This window comes from Mycobacterium sp. NS-7484 (assembly GCF_001953975.1).
GTDB lineage: Bacteria > Actinomycetota > Actinomycetes > Mycobacteriales > Mycobacteriaceae > Mycobacterium.
In genome coordinates this window covers 22,511-41,717 of the sequence record NZ_MBEJ01000069.1, presented here as the reverse complement: position 1 = coordinate 41,717, position 19,207 = coordinate 22,511, and the positions used below count along the sequence as shown (strand labels likewise).

14 protein-coding genes, 1 tRNA gene and 1 pseudogene are annotated in these 19,207 nt (G+C 63.3%); 6 read left to right on the top strand and 10 right to left on the bottom strand.

Annotation, left to right across the window (positions count from 1 at the left end; translation table 11 throughout):
- The first annotated feature begins 7 nt into the window (after positions 1–7).
- Both A5733_RS12495 and A5733_RS12490 read left to right on the top strand, forming a co-directional pair.
- Positions 8–706, top strand: coding sequence for a TIGR02206 family membrane protein (locus A5733_RS12495; protein ID WP_076240334.1), 699 nt, complete (start codon positions 8–10; stop codon positions 704–706).
- A 66-nt stretch (positions 707–772) separates the two neighbouring features.
- The gene (locus A5733_RS12490) at positions 773–1,558 is read left to right on the top strand and encodes a carboxymuconolactone decarboxylase family protein (protein WP_076240398.1); all 786 of its coding nucleotides are present in this window, start codon (positions 773–775) and stop codon (positions 1,556–1,558) included.
- Positions 1,559–1,609: 51 nt separating this feature from the next.
- Here A5733_RS12490 and A5733_RS12485 read toward each other — a convergent pair whose 3' ends face one another.
- Together A5733_RS12485 and A5733_RS12480 are read right to left on the bottom strand one after the other, a co-directional pair.
- The gene (locus A5733_RS12485; RefSeq protein WP_142253961.1) at positions 1,610–2,650 is read right to left on the bottom strand and encodes a low specificity L-threonine aldolase; all 1,041 of its coding nucleotides are present in this window, start codon (positions 2,648–2,650) and stop codon (positions 1,610–1,612) included.
- A gap of 17 nt (positions 2,651–2,667) precedes the next feature.
- Entirely contained in the window at positions 2,668–3,048 is a 381-nt protein-coding gene (locus A5733_RS12480; RefSeq protein WP_067773896.1) for a phage holin family protein, read from the bottom strand.
- A 94-nt stretch (positions 3,049–3,142) separates the two neighbouring features.
- Between A5733_RS12480 and A5733_RS12475 the strand changes: the two genes are divergently transcribed.
- Positions 3,143–3,216: transfer RNA gene (locus A5733_RS12475), tRNA-Ile, on the top strand.
- A 137-nt stretch (positions 3,217–3,353) separates the two neighbouring features.
- Complete coding sequence (locus A5733_RS12470) at positions 3,354–5,567, top strand: P-loop NTPase fold protein (protein ID WP_083666149.1); 2,214 nt, start codon at positions 3,354–3,356, stop codon at positions 5,565–5,567.
- A gap of 134 nt (positions 5,568–5,701) precedes the next feature.
- On the opposite strand, the gene A5733_RS12465 is transcribed toward A5733_RS12470, so the two are convergent.
- From A5733_RS12465 to A5733_RS12460, 3 genes are all read right to left on the bottom strand, one after another.
- The gene (locus A5733_RS12465; protein ID WP_076240332.1) at positions 5,702–6,553 is read right to left on the bottom strand and encodes a nucleotidyl transferase AbiEii/AbiGii toxin family protein; all 852 of its coding nucleotides are present in this window, start codon (positions 6,551–6,553) and stop codon (positions 5,702–5,704) included.
- Positions 6,550–7,107, bottom strand: a complete 558-nt coding sequence (locus A5733_RS27910; protein WP_158070608.1) for a type IV toxin-antitoxin system AbiEi family antitoxin domain-containing protein — start codon at positions 7,105–7,107, stop codon at positions 6,550–6,552. The genes A5733_RS12465 and A5733_RS27910 overlap by 4 nt, the downstream gene beginning before the upstream one ends.
- Positions 7,108–7,256: 149 nt before the next feature.
- Positions 7,257–7,910, bottom strand: a complete 654-nt coding sequence (locus tag A5733_RS12460) for a type IV toxin-antitoxin system AbiEi family antitoxin (protein WP_076240331.1) — start codon at positions 7,908–7,910, stop codon at positions 7,257–7,259.
- Positions 7,911–8,209: 299 nt separating this feature from the next.
- Here A5733_RS12460 and A5733_RS12455 point away from each other — a divergent pair, with 299 nt between their 5' ends.
- Positions 8,210–8,923, top strand: a complete 714-nt coding sequence (locus tag A5733_RS12455; protein ID WP_076240330.1) for a sensor domain-containing protein — start codon at positions 8,210–8,212, stop codon at positions 8,921–8,923.
- A 37-nt stretch (positions 8,924–8,960) separates the two neighbouring features.
- Here the strand turns inward: A5733_RS12455 and A5733_RS27100 are convergent, their stop codons facing one another.
- From A5733_RS27100 to A5733_RS12445, 3 genes are all read right to left on the bottom strand, one after another.
- Complete coding sequence (locus tag A5733_RS27100; RefSeq protein ID WP_198938805.1) at positions 8,961–9,122, bottom strand: hypothetical protein; 162 nt, start codon at positions 9,120–9,122, stop codon at positions 8,961–8,963.
- A 76-nt stretch (positions 9,123–9,198) separates the two neighbouring features.
- Complete coding sequence (ponA2, locus tag A5733_RS12450) at positions 9,199–11,673, bottom strand: transglycosylase/D,D-transpeptidase PonA2 (protein ID WP_076240329.1); 2,475 nt, start codon at positions 11,671–11,673, stop codon at positions 9,199–9,201.
- A 165-nt stretch (positions 11,674–11,838) separates the two neighbouring features.
- On the bottom strand, positions 11,839–12,297 hold the full coding sequence (locus A5733_RS12445; protein ID WP_076240328.1) for a hypothetical protein: 459 nt from the start codon (positions 12,295–12,297) through the stop codon (positions 11,839–11,841).
- Positions 12,298–12,502: 205 nt separating this feature from the next.
- Here A5733_RS12445 and phoA point away from each other — a divergent pair.
- Positions 12,503–14,001: pseudogene (gene phoA, locus A5733_RS12440) on the top strand (alkaline phosphatase).
- 4 nt (positions 14,002–14,005) lie between these two features.
- Here phoA and A5733_RS12435 read toward each other — a convergent pair.
- Together A5733_RS12435 and A5733_RS12430 are read right to left on the bottom strand one after the other, a co-directional pair.
- Positions 14,006–16,861: an RND family transporter gene (locus A5733_RS12435; protein ID WP_076240327.1), complete on the bottom strand. Its 2,856-nt coding sequence runs from the start codon at positions 16,859–16,861 to the stop codon at positions 14,006–14,008.
- Between the two features lie 154 nt (positions 16,862–17,015).
- Complete coding sequence (locus tag A5733_RS12430) at positions 17,016–18,950, bottom strand: ABC transporter ATP-binding protein/permease (RefSeq protein ID WP_076240326.1); 1,935 nt, start codon at positions 18,948–18,950, stop codon at positions 17,016–17,018.
- Positions 18,951–19,207 lie beyond the last annotated feature (257 nt).

Genomic DNA, 19,207 nt, shown 5'->3' with positions numbered 1-19,207 from the left:
GTAGACGGTGATTCACCGGCAATTCACGGTGTACGGCCCGTCGCACTGGGCCGCGATCGCCGTGTTTGTCGTCGGTGCGGTGCTGTTGGTCTGGGTGGGGCGCCGCCAGACCGAGCACCAATCGCGAGTGTTGGGCCGTATTCTCGGCGGGCTGACGGCCGCGATCTACCTCGCGATGTTGGTGTACACCCTCACCCCGCCGTCGATCGAGCGGTCGGTACCGCTGCGATTGACCGATCTGGCGACCGTCGCCGGCGCGTATGCGCTGTGGTCGCAACGGCAATGGGCTTTCGTGCTCACCTATTACTGGGGCCTGGTGTTGAGCACGCAGGCGCTGATCTCACCGGTACTGAAGAGCCCCGATTTCCCGCACTACGAATACCTGGCGTTCTGGTCGATCCACCTGCTCGTGGTCTGGGCGGCGATCTATCTCACCTGGGGCCGCGGGATGCGGCCCACCTGGCGCAGTTACCGGCTTGTGGTGCTGGTGACCGCGATATGGGCGGCGGTCACCATGACGTTCAACGGTGTTGCGGGCACAAACTACGGATTCCTCAATGCCAAACCCGCCACCGCCTCGTTGCTCGACCTGATGGGGCCATGGCCGGTCTATGTCCTGGTGGCCAGCACTTTGGTGGCGGGGGTGTGGGCGCTGATGACGTGGCCGTGGGAACGTCGACGCCGGCGAAACGCTGCGGGCCGATAAACCTGCCCATCGGCGCCGGTGGTGTTGGATACTGCCGGTGTGTCTGCCGATCTGCTCAGGGAATTGATGCACCTGGTCGCGGTATCGCCACCACGGTTGGCCGATATCAACGCCGCGGTGCGGGAAGTGTGTGCCTCGACGCTGGGGTTGCCGCCGCTACCGGCCGAGACCGGGGGCGGAGCCGTCGACCCGATGGTGACCGAGTTCGCCGAGCAATTCAGCATCGACGTCAGCGCCATCAACGCCGCGCAGCGGGCCGCGTTCTCGGATCTGCTCGGCGCCGACGTCTTCACGGTGTCGACGCTCATCTACATCGCCGATTTCGTGCCGCGGGTGCGTGCCGGATTGGCGGCGTTGGGGGTGGACTGGCCCACCGGCCCCGTGGCGTGGGACCACGACACCAACCCGCCCGACTACGTGCTGGACTCATTTGTGCCCGCGGTGGGCCGGATGCGTGCGCTTGACCCGGTGACCTCCGAGATCGTGCGGCTGCGCGGGGCTCGCCAACACAATTGCCGGCTGTGCAAATCGTTGCGGGAGGTCGCCGCATTGGAGGCCGGCGCCACCGAGTCGGACTACGACAGCATCGACCACTTTGAGCAATCGAATCTGTCGGAGCGGCACAAGGCGGCCCTGCGCTACGTCGACGCGCTGATCTGGACTCCAGCCCAGGTGCCCGGTACTGAACTACGGCAACACTTTTCGCAGGAAGAGGCCGTTGAGTTGACCCTTGACGTCATGCGCAACGCCTGCAACAAAGTGGCTGTCGCACTCGGTGTCGACGAGGCCCATGTCGACGAGGGCACCGAACAGTACCGGTTGGGCGCCGACGGGCAGCCGGTCTACAGCTGACGCTTGTACGGTTTCGCCGTTTTCCACGTCAGGGCGGCGCGCGCGGCCGATCTACGACCCAGTCGTGGAAACCGACGTCAAAAGTCTCAGCGCATCGTCGACCTCGGACTCGGTGGTCGCCCACGAGCACACGAACCGCACCGTGGGCCGCTGCGGGTCGGGCCGGTGCACGGCATAGTGCGCCGACACCGCGGCGTAGGCCACCGGGTCGAGGTCGACGAACACCTCGTCGGCCTCGGTGGGGCAGGCCAGCTTTAGCTCCAGGGCTTCCAGGCCCACACTGAGCCGAGCGGCCATCCGGTTGGCGTGGGCAGCGGTCTGCAGCCACAATCCGTCGTCCAACATCGCCTCGAACTGGGCCGCCACAAACCGCTGCTTGCTGGCCAGATGACCGATCTGCTTGTGCACGAAGCGGATTCCCTCGAACAGCTCGGGGCGGCGCACCAGGATCGCATCACCCATCAGCATGCCGTTCTTGGTGCCGCCGATGGTGACGATGTCGGCATCGGCGATCGCCTCCGGTGGTGAGATCTGCAGTGCGGCAATGGCGTTGGCGAGGCGGGAGCCGTCGACGTGGACAAGCAGATCGAGGTCATGCGCGTGGTCGACGAAGTCTTTGATCGCCTGCGGAGTCCAGACCCGCCCGTTCTCGGTGGACTGGGTGATGGTGACGATGCGCGGCTGGGAGTGGTGCACCGGCCCGCGCCGAGTGACCGCGGTGTCGAGCACGGCCGGGTCGATCAGACCGTTGTCGCTGGGCAGCTTGGTCAGCGGGGCGCCGGAGAGCCGAACCGGGCCGCCGGCCTCGTCCACGAGCGAATGTGCGACGTCGCTGCACAGGATCTCCTGCCACGGCCGCACCGCTGCGGCCAGCGCGATGACGTTGGCCGCGGTGCCGGTGAGCGCGAACAGCACCTCGGCGTCGGGGCAGTCGAAGGCGGCCTTGATGGCGTCGACGGCGCGTCGGGTGGCGGGATCATTGCCGTAGGAGGCGACGGCGCCGGCGTTGGCCGCGGCGATCGCGTCGATCATCTTCGGATGTGCGGGGGCGGCGTTGTCGGAGGCGAACGCGTGAGAGTGCACGTCCGCCATGATCCCACCGGCGAGCGTTACGTCGAGGCGACCTTCTTCTTGAGCAGCAGCGCCGGCAATACCACCGTGGCCACCGCCGTCACCAGCCACACCACCACCGTCGCCGCGATCCACGAGCCGAGGCCGCGGATGCTGAGCCCGTGGGTGAACACCGAGGCCAGGATCAGCGCAACCATGGTGGAGACCAGCCCGATGCCACCGAGGAACGCTGACGCGTAGCGGGTGGCCATCTTGAGAAAGAACGGGGACAGGACCGCCTGGGCCACGGAGAAGATCACCACCGCGGTGATGAACCCCCACGCCGACACCGAGACACCGGGGACCAGCCACGCCGCGACCAGCAGGCCGACAGCCGATGAGCCCAGGAAGATCGCGATACGCAGCAGAAAGCGGACCATGCGGTGAGCGTAACCGCGGGCGGCGGGTCCACAACCCCTCATTGGCAGGTGCGCGGCGTGCGTGTGGGACCATATTGCCGCGCAGACGCGCCCGGGGGCGGTAGCTCAGTCGGTTAGAGCCGTGGACTCATAATCCATTGGTCGCGGGTTCGAGCCCCGCCCGCCCCACCGAGAATTTTTGGAAGTAACGTCCAATTTCAGCGGTCCGTCATCAGACTTCGCGAAAGCAGCGACTTCATTAGGGAGGACGCGACACAGCAGCGCCGTCTTTCCTCGGACCCGTTGCCACAGCGATTGCGGCACCCATGCGCCAGGCGCGAAACGCTTGGGGTAACTTCAGCCTTCAATTGATCTGGGAAGGCTATCGAATGTTTGGGATGAAGTCTCGGCGCTCGCAAAACACTGAAACACTTGCCGGCGAAGTTGAGCGTTCCGATCCGCTAGTCGACGCCCTTTGGACCGATGACGCACTCGACTCCGATGATGGAGACGTCCTCGACCGGAAACGATTCGCGGATATGGTCGCTGCCCGTATGGAGGCTTGCGTGCCTGGTCAGAAGAGCACTGTGTTTGGCCTTGTGGGTCCTTGGGGGAGCGGGAAGACGTCACTCATAAATATGGTTCGGAAGCGCTTGGGCGATGACTGGAAAATTGCAGTATTTTCACCGTGGGCGTCGGACACGGCTGCTGGGATACAGTTCGAATTCCTTGCTGCCGTCGCATCTCTGCTCGACGGGGAAGACGAGAAATCGCGAAAGGCCAGGGAAAGCCTCAGGAAGTACGCGACTGTGTGCGCTCCGCTGTTGAAGGCGATTCCATATGCGGGTGCGGGCCTCGGAGGAGCTGCTGAGAAGGCGTTGGAGCTTTCTAATCCCCCGTGGCACAGACAGTTTGAGGATGTTTCCAAAGTGCTGGCGTCTCTTGGGTCAAGAGTGTTGTTGATTGCGGATGATGTTGATCGGCTTGATGCAGACGAACTCCTGTCCCTACTCAAGGTGGTGCGACTACTTGGCCGATTCCCGAATGTGCATTATCTAATTGCGTACGATCAAGCCACGGTTGTCAGCCTGTTGAGAGGCAAAAATTTGGCGTCTCGATCAACGGAATTTATGGAGAAGATAGTCCAATATCCGTTTGAGGTACCACCAATTGCCGGGGTAATCCAACGAAGACTCTTGACGCAAACGATTATCGAACTGATTGAGGCCCACAGAGTGCGCCTCAATCCGACGCACTCCGATCGCCTGTCTGAGTACACTGAGATACTCGGCCACGCGCTGGTAACGCCAAGGGCGCATGCACGATTTCGGGAGCAATTGTCAGCATATGCAGCGATGTTCCCTCTTCAAGAGGTAGATATCGTCGACTTCATAGCTCTTAGTTTCTTACGGGTCTTTTTCCATAGCATTTATGACAGGATTCCTTCGTGGAAGACTTCCCTTCAAACCGGTAAAGAGCGGGTGGGTCTACTAGAAGAGGCTGAAATTGACCAGAGGGAATGGTTCAGTCGTATTCGATCTTCGGTTGATACCGATGAGGATGCGGCGCTCGTACAGCAAGTGTTAAGTGGGCTCTTTTCGGGAATCAAATCAAACAAAATGTACTTTAAGGAGCATAAAAAAGCTCTGTCCGATGACGCGTACTTTCAGCGATATTTCGTTTTTGGTATAGCGGAAGATGACGTCGAGGATCAGCTTATTGAAGCGGCGGTTGACTCTATAATAAAAGGCTCTGAAGCGGTCGATAATGTCAAGAGATACCTCGATATTGTTGACGGTTCGAATAATCAGCGAGCCGCGCTGGCGTACGAAAAGAGCCTGACCTATAGATCTGGACACCTTGTGGAGCCGAGTAAGAACCTGGCTCTTTTTTTGTTTGAGCGAAAACGTAAGTCTAGCGAGGATGAGCCGGCGTTCGATTCGGCGCAGCGGGTGCTTTGGCGCTGGCTTGAAGCGGAAGTGTTCAATGCCCTTTCCGTCGGGGTTCTCGGAGCCTCAGATGTGCTAGGGAGCCTCGAACCGAAAGATGTTCTTCACCTCGTAGTCCGGATATTGCGCGATCGACGCCATACGGAATACCAAAGCGGCGTTGCGCTTCAGGAGTTGGGCAGCTACTACTACCGTCGACTAACGACCGATCTGGTCGGCCTACTTGATTCTGGATTAGATCTAAATACAGTTGTTTCTGTCGTGGCATTTCTTAACGATAAAGCGAATCTTTATAGCATCGGCGAGAAGCTATTAAATGCAGATTCCGCTTCGCTCTTGAGCCGCGTCGTACCGGCGATGGTGACTGTGAACAAGTGGCAAGGCAAAGATGGCGTCTCGCCAGAACTTGCCTTTAACGGCGATACGCTTTTCCAATTATTCAGTAACGAAGCAACCATTCGCCTTGCGGCAAGTTTTCCCGACGCTCCCTGGCTTTCGCAGGTCAACAAGGAAGACACGTCACCTAACAACCGCGTTGACTTCGCGCGTGCCTCGATCAGGTCGATCGCCGAAGGTATCCCTCGCGGGTAGCGCGGCTGTCGAGAAAGGCTGACCGTGGGGACTTATATTCCATTGGTCGGGTTGTCGCGGGTTCGAGCCCCGCCGCCCCACTTCAGGCTGACTGATCATGAGTCGGTTCTTTCTCATCGATCGCAAGCCTCTGGCTAGTCAGGGCCGAGAACGAAGACGGCGTCGAGGCATGCTGCAACCAAGGCGAGCTGGTTGTCGAGGATCTCTTCGCAGGCGGTTTCGAGATGTTCCTTGCGTCGCCATGCGGCCCATTTCGCTTGTGCTACTGCGCCGTAGCCCGCGAGGTGTGGTCCGACGGCTTCGAGATTGACGCCGCGGTGTCTGGCGACGGCCCGGGCTGCCCGGAGGAGCTCGGCGGGGTTGATTCCGGCTCGGGCGAGCGCAACGATGTCAACGTAGTCGCGCCAGCGGGTGCTGGTGATGCCGCGTTCGAGTATGGTGACGCCCTTTTCGGCGATGGTCGTTTCGGGCGCGTAGCCGAGCAGCGTGATCGGCTCGCCAAGGATTCGGTCGATGGTTACCTGTCGGGGCGGCGGAACGATGGGGTCTCCGGTGGATACATCCCAGGCTGCGTTGCCCTTCCATGGTCCGATCGACACCGCGACTCGCATGCGCAGGGCTGGGTAGTCGGCCTGCTTCCGGATCTCCTGCACGGTGATCGTGTCCACGTCGAACATCACGCCATCGGCGACCTCGATCGCGGCAATGTCACGGACCACTCGGTCGAGATGTTCGGGAGTGACGTCGGTGCTGATGGCGTTGGAGTCGGTGTCTTTCGTCGGGCGTCTTACCCCGTAGGCGGCTAGCAGGATTCCGCCCTTGAGTACAAATTCGCCGGCGTGGGAAGTGAGGGTGAGTCGGTCGAGGAACGATTCAAGCGTGTGCCGTACTAGGTACTCCTGTGTCGGCGCGGCGGTTCCGTTCTTCGTCGCTGCGGACCGGGCCGCGGACTGGATGCGGCGGAATACTTCGTCGCCGGAACTCATCCCAGGATGTCCAACGCTTGCATGACTGGGGATTTCGCCCGGGGGAGCCGGCAGGCGATGTCGATCAACCGAGCCGGTTTGCCGCCGCGACGGAGCCACTCCCGCAGTGCGTCACGGGCCAGTTCGTAGCCGACATCGCCGCGTAGCCGAAACGCGTCGGCAATCGACCGTTCGGGGGAGTAGATCCCGATTGTCTGGGCTGAACCCGGGATCGTGGTCTGCTCGCGTCCGACTTGGAAGGTGGCTTGGTCGAAGTGATGCCACGCGATAGCGCCGGTGCTGGCCGGTGTCCGTGATCCTCGGGGAATCGCAATGTCCAGCGCAGCGGGGATCGTGTCGGTGAGGTCATGGTGGGCAAGTGCTGAGATAAGGCAGATGGTGGCATCGGGTCGCTTGATGGCGGCTTCGAGCTGATCCCAATCGGCCGCCGACGCTTCGGTGGGCAGGTAGATGCCGCGGGCGATGCGGTCGAACTGACCGGCGCGGGCTGCGCGGTAGAGCCCGACGCGTGATAGGCCGGCCCGATCGGCCGTGCTCGGCGTCAGGGCATCCATTGATATCTCCTCTTCTGCCCAACCGATGATACGGAACGTATATAGATAATGCTATCTGTAGACGTTTTGTATCACCATCCACGGACCTAAAGGGCCTCGGCAATGAGATCATGGCGACACCGAATCGAGTTGCCACGGAGTTGAGTTCATCAGGCCCGGTCATGAGTTTCAGCCCAATCCTCCGCGCGGCGTAGGGAAGCTACTCGACGTTGTTCGACTGCGAGCCGCCCGAGGCGGCGCCTGTCGCTGTGCGCGTGGAGGGCAGCGATGGCGGCCAGCACGTCGGTTTCGTTGTCCCCCAGGGACGGTCGATGGGCCAAATCTAGAGTTGTCTGTTCGGGCGTGGTCACCAGCGTCGGGCCGAGCTCAGTGTCGAGACGTTCGGCGTCCAATCCTCTTGTGTTGCGTTTGACGAACCGGACGACCGCAGGGCGGTCAGATAATTCGATGCGGCGGTGCTGCTCAGGAACGGCGACGGTCGCGGTGGCCAGTGTGCGCGGAATGGCTCCGTGCAGCCGGGCGGCGCTGACCCCCATGACGACGATGTCCTCCGGCCCGTAGATCGCGGAAGCGATGCCTGCCGCCGCGGTTTCCAGTCCTGGCATCCAGTTGCGCCCCACCATGTCCCGCGGTACCACGACGTAGTACCCGTGGGTTAATCGGTGCAACAGGCCGCGTTCGTGGAGGCGCGCCACTTCAGCAGCGGGATGGGCGTACGCCTGTTTCGCCTGCGCCGTGCGGAAGGTGCTGAGAGGATATGCGGCCAAGCTCGGAGGGACCGCCGTAGTGTGCTTTTGCGCCATAGCCCCTCCTTGAGTATGCATATCATAGGCTAATAACCTACGAAATGCGTAGTTGCGAGCTTCCGCAATCGCCGTCGCCGGATCACGTACTCCTAGGACGCTCGATCCGGCAGGGCGCTGCGGAAAGGGCGGAGGCAAACCCGTCGTGGAGCGCTCAGGGCGCACAGCCCTGTCCTGGCTGATGGTGTTTCGGTAACGTTTGCGAAAATACTTCACCCAGTACCACAGATGTTCTGCGCCGAATGTGACTTCGTTGTTTCCCTGGAATTGGCCACCATGCGTCCAAGGGGGAGTTTCGAATGCGCTTTGTGACAACCACGATCGCCGTTGCCGCCACTTGCGTCCTGGCCGCGGGCTGCGGCGGGAAAACCGAAGAACAAACGGCCGAGACGACGACCAACAACAAACCGATGATCACATCGTTTGCGCCGGTACCGCTCACCCAGAAAATATTGCCCCGGTTGTTGCTGTCACCCGAACAGATCGACGCGGCGATGGCGGCACATGGAATGACGGTGGCGTCCACCGGTTCCGAAATGTCGGATGACAGTTCGACGATGGAGCCGCGCGAGTGCCTCGCCGTTGACGGTGCGGCGCAGGCGCTGACCTACGCCGACAGCGGGTTCACCGACATGCGGGAGGTGACGCTGCGGGACCCCGAAACCTCGGCGCATTACGCCCACCAGGCGGTGGTGTTGTTCGCCAACGCCGACCAAGCCAAGGCGTTCTATGACTCCTCGGCCAAGCAGTGGCCGGCGTGTAAGCACTACACCCACACGCAAACCGGCTCGCTGTGGGATGCCGATCCCATCACCGACGAGAACGGTGTGCTGAGCACGGTCGCCACGCAGTCAAACGCGAAGGAAGGTGGCTGGGCATGTGGCCGCGCGTTGACCGCGAACAACAATGTGGTGGTCGACGTCAATACGTGTAGCGCCAACCCCGCGGACTCTGCTGTCAAGATTGCTCAACAGATTTCCGCACGGGTTGACGCTCCACCGCAACGGCCGTAGGCGGAAAGTGTAAGGCGCTATACACCTTCCGCCGTGGTCAGAACCAAACTTTTCGCCCGCCCACGGGACGACCGACGGCTCCGAGAATCCACAGGATGATGCCGATCACCACGAGTATTCCGCCGATCGTATAAAGGATCGAGATACCGGCGAAATAGCCGATCAACAGAAGGATGATGCCGAGCACGATCATTGTCATTCCGATCGACGTAGGAACAGTATGGGTTTGTCGCCACCAGTAATTGCCACATCCGTCGATACTCAAACCACGATCTTCAGAAGGCAGGTGCGCCGGGCGGAGGTGGAGGCGGCGGTGCCGGTAGAGGTGGGGGTGCCGGGGCGGGCAGCGTGATCGGCGGCAGTCCCGGGATCAGGATGACGTTTTCGGCCGGCGGTGGTGGTGCGCCAGGTGGGGGCGGGGGAGCCGCCGGAGGCGGAATGTAGACCGGCGGAGGCACATACCCGGTACTGGTGTTGATCGTGACGATCGATCCGGGAATCGTCTTGCCGCTCGGGGTGGTTCCGACCACCGTCCCTTTCGACGCCGAGTTGTTGACCGGCGTGGGTTTGTCGGCCACCTGGAAACCGGCGTCCTGCACGCGTTTACGTGCCTCGTCGAACTTCAGGCCGGTGACACTGGGTACGTGGCTTCCTGGACCGCCCTCGACGTAACGCGGGTCGGTGGGCGGCATGGCGACGGGGCCGAAGTGCTCTGCGATGGGACTCATTGCCGCGTACCACGTCAGCGCCGGCTCCGTCCCGCCGTATAGGTCGCCCTCGCCGCATGTGCGTAACGGGTATGAGCACAGTCCGGACGGTGACGAGGAATCGTCGAAGATGTAGTTCGCGGCGGCGTACCGGTTGGTGAAGCCGAGGAACGCCGACGATCGGTGGGCTTCGGTGGTACCGGTCTTGCCCGACATCGGCAGTGACCAGCCGACGGAACTGGCTGCCCCGGCAGCGGTTCCGTTCGAATGGTCCTTGCCCAGCGCGTTGGCCAACGTGTTGGCCAGCCCCTCGGGCACGGCCTGGTCGCAAGGCAGCGTTTCCACGCTCACTTCGCGGCCGTTGCGGTCGAAGATCTTGTCGATCGGGCTTGGTGGGCACCATGTGCCACCCGATGCGAGCGTCGCCCCCACGTTGGCGAGTTCGAGAGCATTGAGCTCGAGCGGGCCGAGCGTGAACGATCCGATGTTCTGGCGCTTGACGTAATCCGCGATGCTCTCGTCGGAATCGGGGTGGTAGGCACGAGCGCTGCCCGGCTCGGCGTAGGACCTCAACCCCAACCGGACCGCCATGTCCACCGCCCGTGGCACACCGATCTGCGAGATCAGTTTGGCGAACGCGGTATTGGGTGATTGAGCCAAGGCGTCGGTGACATTCAACGAACCGGGGAAGCCGTGCGCGTTGCGCACACACCAGGTCTCCTTCGGGCAGCCCGGCGTATCGCTGCTGCCCAACCCTTTGCCGATGAACATGCCAGGGACGGTGAGTTGGGTGTTGATCCCCATCCCCATGTCGAGGGCGGCGGCCGTGGTGAAGATCTTGAAGATGGAACCGGCGCCGTCACCGGCCAGCGAGAACGGTTGTGGCTGCACCGTCTCGTTGTTGTCGAGGTTGAGCCCGTACCGCCGGCTGTCGGCCATCGCGACCACGTGATGCGTGTCCTTGCCCGGGGTGATCACGCTCATCACGCTTGCCACACCGTCGCTGTCGGGGTCGGCATACTTCTCGATCGCCGTCTTGACACTGTCCTGCACCGTGGGATCCAGTGTGGTGCGGATGAGATAGCCGTTGCGGGCGACGTCCTCCATGGTGAGGCCGGCCCGCGCCAGGTACTGCAGCACGTATTCGCAGAAGAACGCGCGATCACCCGCGGCGATGCACCCTTGGGGCAGCGGATCGGCTTGGGGGAGAACGCCCAATGGTGCAGCCTTGGCGGCGCGCAGCTCCTCGGCGCGGTCGGGCAGATAGTCGATCAAGGTGTCGAGCACCACGTTTCGTCGCGCCAGGGCGCCGTCGGGGTTCGTGTAGGGGTTCAGTGTGGTGGTGGACCGCACGACGCCGGCGAGCAGGGCCGCCTGCGGCCAGGTGAGATCTGCGGCGTCGACGCCGAAGTAGGTGCGCGCCGCGTCCTGAACGCCGAATGCGCCGTTGCCGAACGACACCAGATTCAGGTACCGGGCCAGGATCTCGCTCTTGGGCAGCGTTTTGTCCATCGCCAGCGCAATCCGGATCTCACGCAGTTTGCGTGCGGGGCTGACTTCCACCGCGGCCCGGCGCTCGGCATCAGACTTCGCCTTCACCAACAGGTTGTAGTTCTTGACGTACTGCTGCTCGATGGTCGACCCACCGCGAACCTGATCGATGCCGCGCAGATAGCCGATGAGCCCGTTGAGGGTCCCCTGCACGTCCACACCGTTGTGCTCGGCGAAACGTTTGTCCTCGACCGAGACGATCGCCAGTTTCATGGTGTCGGCGATCCGATCGCTGGGTACCACCCATCGTCGCTGTTCGTAGAGCCAGGCGATCGGGGCGCCCGAGGCGTCGACCATGGTCGTGACGATCGGCGCATCGCCCTTGAGCACCTCTGCCGAATCCTGTGCCACCGTGTCGGACAGCCGCGCCGACATGACCCCGATCCCGCCGACGATCGGGAACATCAGTGTGGCCGCGAGCAATCCGGCCAGCACACAGTGCATTGCCAGCTTGGCAACTGTAGACCTCGACCTCGGGGGCGGGCCGGACATGTACTCAAGCGTAGGACCGGCAGCGGGTCGTGGTGTGCAAATCGCACGCAACTCGTTGTCCGGGTGGGCATCTCGGCGCGGGTGCGAGCGCGCCCGGCCGGACCGAATCATCGACGCGGCAACATGATTCGCGTTCGCCCGGGCAACGGTCCGGAAGGGGTGGGGCTAACGTTCCCCGCGGCTGCAGCTGGGGTCTGCCGGTTTGGTCGGCCAGGTGCAGACGTCGATGTAGGTGGTGTTGGCATATCCGCCGCCGTCGAACACGCCGTAGGCGTCACCGTGCGTGCCGGTGTAGGTGGCCCCGCCACCCCCGTTGCCGCCCGAGCTGACGATCGTGGTGACCGTCCAGCCCTTGTCCTGCAGGGCCGTCTTGTATGCGGCCATCGCTTCGGTCGGCGCCTTGTTGACCTGGTAGTGCAGGTGGATGCCGCCGTCGGCGACGTCATCGGGCCCGCGGGTCTGCTGCACGTCGGCCGGCGTCGGCAACAACGAGGTCAGGGACGCGGAGGTGGCCGGCGGGGCCGTCGTGGTGGCTTCGGCCTTCTCGCTCACCGAGCCGCAGGCCGAGGCGGTCAAGCCGATCGCCAGCGTCGCCATGAGACAGGCTGTGGTGTGGTTCGTCATCGGCGGCCCCGTTCTTTCTGGGCGCACGGTACCAACGCCGCCAAAGTGCAGTGATCGTTATCGACGTGTCAGAACCCGACGTCATTCCGAAGGCAAGGAGTTCGATGTCCCCCGGTCATCCGGGCGTTGCTGTCGGGCAAGCATCGGTTCATATGCGACTTCAACCATGTGTGGGCTGTATGGAGACGACGACAGGGAGACCGGGATGACTCGCAGGCGGTACGTGGTGACGGCAGCGCTGGTGTGTACGGCGGCGCTGGCCGCGGCGTGTGGTGGCAGCAAGGGCGAGGCGTCGCTGCCGTTGCTCGACCCGGCTGCCACCGGCACGCTGTCCGAGCACGGAGGTGCGACCCGGGCCGGCGACGACCGCAGCGCACTGATTGCCGATTCGATCGAGAACACCGGCGCCCGCAACGTCATCCTGTTGATCGGTGACGGCATGGGGATTCGGAGATCACCGTGGCCCGCAATTATGCGCATGGTGCCGCCGGCGCGTTCCCGGGTCTGGACGCTTTTCCGCTGACCGGCCAGTACACCCACTACTCGTTGGACAAGGACGGCAAGCCGACATACGTCACCGACTCGGCGGCCAGCGGATCGGCGTGGGCCACCGGTACCAAGACCTACAACGGCGCGATCTCGGTGGACATCGGCGGCAAGGACCAGAAGACGCTGCTGCAGATCGCCAAGGAGGCCGGCAAGGCGACCGGTGACATCAGCACCGCAGAAATCCAGGACGCCACACCCGCGGTGCAGTTCGCGCACGTCACGGCCCGGAAGTGCTACGGGCCCGACGAGACCAGCCAGACCTGCCCGACCAATGCCCTGGAGAACGGTGGCCACGGTTCGATCACCGAGCAGCTGCTCACCACGCGGGCAGACCTCGTGATGGGCGGCGGCGCCGAAACCTTCCAACAAGTCGCCAAAGCCGGCGACTACCAGGGCAAGACACTGGAGGTGCAGGCCAAGGAACGTGGTTTCACCATCGTGCGCAATGCCGACGAGCTCGACCGGGCCGGCACGGCCGACCAGGACGCCCCACTGCTGGGGTTGTTCGCCGACGGCAACATGCCGACCCGGTGGAACGGGCCCGTCGCCGGCAAGGGCGGATACCTGGAGCCGGCCGTCGAGTGCCGTGACAACCCGGACCGCACTGCGGAGGTGCCGACGCTGGCGGCGATGACCAAGAAGTCCATCGACCTGCTCAAGGGCGACGAAGATGGCTTCTTCCTCCAGGTCGAGGGTGCCTCGATCGACAAGCAGGATCACGCCGCCAATCCATGCGGCCAGATCGGCGAGACCGTCGACCTCGACGAGGCCGCCAAGGTGGCGCTCGACTTCGCCAAGGAGAACAAGGACACCTTGGTCATCGTCACGGCCGACCACGCCCACAGCAGTCAGATCGTGGAGACCATGAGCGTCGACGACGTCCGCGCTGCCGCGGCCGAGGCGAAGCTGCCGTTCGAAACCGTCCGCGACGCCATCTACCCGGGCCTGACCCGGGTGCTGCGCAGCAAGGACGGGCAGGATCTGACCGTCTCCTACGGCACCTCGGACAACCTCGACGCGATGGACCAGGGTCACACCGGATCCCAGCTGCGCATCGCCGCCTACGGCCCGGGCGCGGCCAACGTCGTGGGCCTCTCCGATCAGACCGATCTGTTCTTCACCATGGCCCGGGCGTTGGGGCTCGAGAAGAACTGACCCGTCAGGCGTTGGACCGCGCCAGCGCCTGGGCCACCACACCGCGTGCCGGGCGCTGGCGCACCAGCTGTGGCCACCAGAACCAGCGGCCCATCAGCGCCGCGATCGACGGTGTCATGAACGAGCGGATGACCAGGGTGTCGAACAGCAGGCCGAGCCCGATCGTCGAACCCACCTGGGCTACCACGGTCATCTCACTGACCACCATCGACATCATCGTGAAGGCGAACACCAACCCGGCCGCGGTCACCACCGACCCGCTGCCGCCCATGGCCCGGATGATGCCGGTGTTGATCCCGGCGGGCAGCTCCTCCTTGAGCCGCGCGACGAGCAGCAGGTTGTAATCGGCACCGACCGCCAGCAGCACGATCACCGCCATCGCCATCACCATGAAGTGCAGCTCGATGCCGATCAGGTGCTGCCACACCAGGATCGACAACCCGAACGACGTGCCCAGCGACACCAGCACCGTGCCCACGATCACCGCGGCGGCCACCAGGCTGCGGGTGATGATCAGCATGATGATGAAGATCAGGCACAGCGCCGAGATCCCGGCGATGATCAGGTCGTAGTTGTTGCCTTCCTGCATGTCCTTGAAGGCTGAGGCGGTGCCGCCCATGTAGATCTTCGAGCCTTGCCAGGGAGTGCCCTTCATCGCTTCCTTGGCGGCCAGTTTGATGTTGTCGATGAGACCGATGCCTTCCGGCGTCAGCGGGTCACCCTCGTGAGAGATGATGAAGCGCACCGCTTTTCCGTCGGGCGAGATGAAGCTCTTCATGCCGCGCTTGAAGTCGGGGTTGTTGAAGGTCTCGGGGGGCAGATAGAAGCTGTCGTCATTCTTGGAGTCGTTGAACGCCGTGCCCATCGCGGTCTGGCCGTCCTGCATCTCGGCCATCTGATCCTGCAGACCCTTCTGGGTCTGGTACATGGTCAGCATCATCGTCTTCATGTTCCGCATGATCTCGATCTGCGGTTGCATCATCGCGGCCATCTGCGGCATCAGGGCGTCGAGCTTGTGCATGTCGGGCATCAGTTGCTGAATGCTCTCGGTCATCGTGTCGAGACCGTCGAGACCGTCGAACACCGAGCGCATCGAGGCGCACATCGGGATGCTGTAACAGTGCGGTTCCCAGTACAGGTAGTTGCGCAGCGGGCGCAGGAAGTCGTCGAAATCGGAGATGTGATCCCGTAATTCGGCGACGTCGACAACCATCTGGTCCATCTTCCCGACCATGTTGTGGGTGATGGCGGTCATCTCGTCCATCAGCTCGATCATCCGATCCATCGTGTCGATGGTCGTCTGCATCTCGTCGGCCTGCAGCAGCATGTCGTCGACGCGGTCGCTGAGGTACTTGCGGTTCATGGTCTGCATGACCCCGCCCATGCTCATCTGTGCGGGGATCGTGCTGAACTCCAGCGGCTCGCCCTGCGGGCGGGTGATGGCCTGCACGCTGCCGACGCCGGACACCTCGAAGATGCGTTTGGCGATCCGGTCGATGATCAGGAAGTCCGCCGAGTTGCGCACGTCGTGGTCGGTTTCGATGAGCAGCAACTCGGGGTTCATCTTCGCCGCCGAGAAATGGCGGTCCGCGGCGGCGTAACCCTCCTGCGCCGGCAGATCCTGGGGCAGGTAATTGCGGTCGTTGTAGTTGGTGCGGTAACCCGGCAGGGTCAGCAGGCCGACCAGCGACAGCAGGATGGTGCCCAGCAGCACCGGTCCCGGCCAGCGCACCACGAAGGCGCCGAGCCGTCGCCAGCCCCGAATGCGCATGGCGCGCTTGGGTTCGAGCACTTTCCCGAACCGGCTGGCCACGGTGATGACCGCAGGGCCCAGGGTCAACGCGGCCAGAACCGTGACCGTCATGCCCACGGCCATCGGGATGCCCAGGGTCTGGAAATAAGGCAGCCGGGTGAAGTGCAGGCACAGGGTGGCGCCGGCGATCGTCATACCGGAGCCGAGCACCACGTGCGCGGTGCCGTGAAACATCGTGTAGTACGCCTGTTCTCGGTCCTCACCGACGGTGCGGGCCTCTTGATATCGCCCGATCAAGAAGATCGCGTAATCGGTGGACGCGGCGATGGCCAGCGTGACCAGGAGCTGTGTCGCGAACGTGGAGAGACCGATCAGTTCGTGGTAGCCCAGGAACGCCACCACCCCACGCGCCGCCGAGAGCTCGATGACCACCATCAGAAGCACCAGGATCACCGTGACGACCGACCGGTAGACCAGCAGCAGCATGGTGATGATGACGAGGAAGGTGACGGCCTCGATGATCTTGACGCTGCGGTCACCGGAGATCTGCTGATCGGCGGCCAGTGCGGTGGGCCCGGTGACATACACCTTGAGCCCCGGCGGCGGGGACAGGCCCGCGATCAGGTCCTGCACCGCCTCCACTGACTCGTTGGCCAGCGACTCACCCATGTTGCCGGCCAGATAGACCTGGACGTAGGCGGCCTTTCCGTCGTTACTCTGCGCGCCGGCCTCGGTCAGTGGGTCGCCCCAGAAATCCTGGACGTGCTCGACATGCTTCTTGTCTGCTTCGAGCCGGTCCACCATGTCGTTGTAGAACCGGTGGGCGTCGTCGCCGAGCTTGTTTCCGTCCCCCTGGGCCTCCAGCACGATCATCGCCGAACTGTCCGAGTGGAATTCGTCGAACACCTGGCCGACGCGCTTCATCGCGATGACCGACGGTGCCTCTTCGGGGCTCATCGACACCGAGCGCATCTGGCCGACGACCTCGAGGGAGGGCACGGTCGCGCTCATGAACGCGAGAAGGGCGATCCAGCCGACAATCACCGGAATGGCGAATCGACGGATCCATCGAGCAACCCCCGTGTGGGGGGCTCTGGAATCGGCCATCAGGAACCCTTGGTGGTCGGACGGGAGAGCGCGACGTAGCCGTCGGGCAGTGTGCGCAGCCTTCCCTTACTACGTCGTGTCGTCCCCCGTCTTACCAGATGAACCGGGGCAACGGACCGCCAGCCCGCTCCAGCAGGCCCTTTCGTACGGCAGGTCACACGCCGACGGACTCGGTGTCGGTGACCCGGCCCAGCCGCCAGCGCCCCTCGCCCAGCAGCTCGAGGTGGATGGTGTGGTGACGATGGACCGTGGTGCGGTGGGTGACACTGACCAACACCGTCTCGGGAAGCTCGCGACGCACCAGGCTGTAGATCATGAACTCCAGCGGCTCGTCGAGCGCCGAGGTGGCCTCGTCGAGGAACACCACCTTCGGTTTGGTCAACAGCACCCGGGCGAACCCCACGCGTTGCTGCTCGCCGGGGGACAGCACCTTGGCCCAGTCGCCGTCCTCGTCGAGCCGATCGACATAGCGCGGAAGCGCCACCGCCAGCAGCGCATCTTTCAGGGCCTGGTCGGAGAGCTCTCCGGGCTCGTGTGGATAGGACACCACGGTGCGTAGATCCCCCAACGGCACGTAGGGAACCTGGGACAGATACAACGTCTCGTTGGCGCCCTGCGGACACCGCACCGTGCCTGACGCATACGGCCACAACTGGGCGATGCTGCGCAGCAACGTCGTCTTTCCCGCGCCCGATTTCCCGGTGACGATCATTGCCTCACCCGCGGCCAGCTGCAGGCTCAGATCGTCGATCAACTGCTCGCCCGCCGGGTTGCGGACCTCGACATCGCCGAGTTCGATCAAGCTCCCGGTGTCCGCATCGAGATCGGTGACATCCACCTTGGGCAGTTGCCGGCTCTGCTCATCGGCGGCCACCAGACCGTGCAGGCGGATGATCGAGGCCCGGTAACCGGCGAACGTGTCATAGGAATTGCGGAAGAACGACAGCGCATCCTGGATCGCGCCGAAGGCGGCCACCGACTGATTGACCGCACCGAGCTGGATCTGACCGGCGAACAAGCGCGGTGCCTGCAGGATCCACGGCAACGGGATGATGATGTGGTTCATCGACAGGTTCCAGCCGGTGAAGGCCATGGTCCGGTTGATGAAGTGCTTGTAGTTGGTCACCACGGCGGCGAATCGGTCCCGCAGGTGTGAGCGCTCGACCTTCTCGCCGCGGTACAGCGCGACGGACTCGGCGGCATCGCGTAGCCGCACCAGGGCATACCGGAAGGCGGCGTTGAACTTCTCGTTGTTGAACGACAGCCGGATCAGCGGGCGCCCGAGCGCGAACGCGATCACCGTGGCGAACGCGACGTAGACGAACACCGACCAGAACATCGCCCGCGGGATCTGCACTCCGAACAGATCGAGATCACCCGAGAGGTTCCACAGGATCGAGGTGAACGACACGACCGAGACGATCGACGAGATGGCGCCGAACGGCAGGGTCCCGTTGCTGGTCTGATGCGGGGTGTTGGGCTGCGGGCCCGACAGTGCGGTGAACACGTCGATGTCGGACTGGATGCGTTGATCGGGGTTGTCGATGGTCTGGTCGATGAACCGCGAGCGGTAGTAGGCGCGGCCGTCGAGCCAGTCGCCGGTGAGCCGGTCGGTCAGCCAGGCGCGCCAGGCCAGCATGAATCGCTGGGTCATGAACAAATCGATCAGCACCCGGGCGACCAGGATCGCGGCCAGCACCATGAAGGTGAACAACGCAAACCAAAAGCCGCGTATCCCTGAGCTTCTCACCTCGTCGTTGCCGGTGGCCAAGCCCTCCACGGCTACCTGGGCGGACGTGAACAAGTCGTTGCCCTGATAGCTGAACAACACCGACAAACGCACGCCGAGAATCACCGACATCAGCATCGCGGCCAGGGTCAGCCATGGCTTCACACTGTGGCGCCCGGTGAAATAGGCGCCGGTGACCGCCCAGAACTGCCGGCCCCAGGTGGTGTATCGGGCCAACAGGATGAGCACGGCCAGGGTGCAGATCGCCGTGATGGTCCAGGCTTGCGCCAGCCACCACAACGAGTGCAACAGTTCGACGCTCCAGTCGATCGAGGGTGAGAACGGTTTGAGGTCGTTCACCTGGGCCTCCCGATCTGCCGATGCGTCTGCGTGAAGCTACCGCAGGACGTGGCCTCCCGGCCGGACGCGCGGCGAGCGCCGAGATTGAAGCCAGGGACAGAATCCACTCCGGATTTGTCCCTCAGAGCAATCTCGCGGACGGCCGAGGGCGGCTTGTCGGCCAATCGGCGCGCCAAAAGCGCCATGTATAGGTAACGTCGCATGCGTCGTATCCGTACTAAATCGGCAAGGAAACCCGTTGGTTCTCTACGAATTTC